Source organism: Acinetobacter sp. CWB-B33, from assembly GCF_039655955.1.
Lineage (GTDB): Bacteria > Pseudomonadota > Gammaproteobacteria > Pseudomonadales > Moraxellaceae > Acinetobacter > Acinetobacter bouvetii.
This window is the reverse complement of record NZ_JAGFEU010000013.1, coordinates 1-1,807: the sequence shown is the minus strand read 5'-3', so window position 1 is coordinate 1,807 and position 1,807 is coordinate 1. Positions and strand designations below refer to the sequence as shown.

The following is a 1,807-nucleotide window of genomic DNA, read 5'->3' as shown; positions in this document are numbered from 1 at the left end:
CATGCTGTACAAAAGATCAGCTCCTTAAATTCGGAAGCTAAATCTCATCTTGAAGCCAAAGAAGCCGCAGAGGCAAGTTTAAAGGCATTTGATGGTTTGGATGCTGGAAAGGCGCGCTCAGCATTAGAAACAATGATTAATCTGGATGCCAAAAAGCTCATTGATTCTGGCGAAGCTGAGCGTGTACGGACTGAAGCCATTGAATCTGTTAAGCAGAGCTACGAAGCACAACTAGGCCAGATTTCTCAAGAGCGAGATACCTATCAGCAGCAATTACATGGCGAATTGATTGGCGGTGGCTTTTCACGATCACAATTTGCAAATGAAAAGCTGGCTGTTCCCGCTGATATGGTCCAAGCCATGTTTGGCAAATATTTCAAAGTCGAAAATGGTAAGCCAGTCGCATACGACGATAAAGGGCAAAAGATTTATTCCCGTACGAATCATGGTGATGAAGCAGGTTTTGATGAAGCTTTGGAAATCCTAGTTGGAGGATATCAGCACAAAGATTCAATCATGAAGGGCAGTCAAGCTGGTGGCGGAGGTTACCAGAATAATAACGGTGGAAATGGCGGCGGGAAGTCAATGTCACGTCAAAGTTTTGAACAACTAAATCCCGCAGAAAAAGCATCTTTTATGAAAGATGGCGGTCAACTTTCAGATAATTAATTGGAGATTAGAAAATGGCTAATAATTTAAATGGTTTATTACCGACGCTTTACGCCGCATTGGATATCGTATCTCGTGAAATTACGGGTTTTATCCCCGCTGTGACACGTGATACAGGTATTGAACGCGCGGCTGTGGGTGATGATGTGAAAATCCCAGTGACGACTGTGGCTGAAGCGCAAGATACAAAACCAAGTGCCAATGCTCCTGATGCAGGTGATGGCGAAGTGAGCCATGTAGTTGCAAAGATCACTAAATCTCGAAATGTTCCCATTCGTTGGAATGGTGAAGAGACCCGTTCACTTCAAAATGCTGGAACATTTGGACAGATTCAAACAGATCGTTTTGCACAAGCCATGCGCACACTTGTAAACGAAGTTGAAGCCGATTGCTGGATGGAAGCTTATAAAAATGCTTCTATCGCTTATGGTACTGCAGGCCAAACGCCATTTGGAATTGCAGCAGATATGACTGATTTTGCCGGCACATTGGGTATTCTGGAAAGAAATGGTGCACCTCGAAATGACCTGCAAATGGTTTTAGGCCATTCCGCAATTGGCAATTTACGTGGTAAGCAGTCAGGGCTATTTAAAGTAAACGAAGCTGGCCGTGAAGATATGCTTCGAAATGGCATGACAGACCGAATCATGAGCTTTGCTATCCGTCACTCTCATGCAGTGGGTGTTCATCTTAAAGGTGATGGTGCTGGGTATTTGGTTAATGGCAGTCCAAATATTGGCGATAAGTCAATTGTTGTGGATGGCGGTACAGGCTCTGTTTTGAAAGGTGATGTGCTCACTGTCGCTGGGGATACTACGAAATATGTATCTGGCGGTTTGGTAGGTTCAAACCTTACCTTAAATGGTGGGTTATTGCTTCCGCCTGAAGACAATGCATCTATCACGCTTGGCGGTACATATGTACCTAACGTTGTGTTTTCTCGCTCAGCTATTGCTCTTGCTACTCGTGCACCAGCATTACCTGATGGTGGTGATAGTGCAGATGATCGTACACAAATTGTTGATCCAGTTACTGGGCTCGCTTTTGAAATCGCCGTGTATCGTCAATACAAACAAGTCGTATACGAAGTCAGCCTTGCATGGGGCGTGAAGGCGATAGCATCACGTCATATTGGGTT

Annotated in this window: 2 protein-coding genes; both read left to right on the top strand. The window is 44.5% G+C overall.

Translation table 11 applies throughout. From position 1 onward, the window contains the following. Positions 1 to 669 (top strand): DUF6651 domain-containing protein (locus tag JZ784_RS17405; protein ID WP_346315777.1); only part of this gene is annotated, 669 nt, incomplete at its 5' end. Positions 670 to 683: 14 nt separating this feature from the next. Next, on the top strand, positions 684 to 1,807 hold a 1,124-nt coding region (locus tag JZ784_RS17400; protein WP_346315776.1), incomplete at its 3' end, for a P22 phage major capsid protein family protein.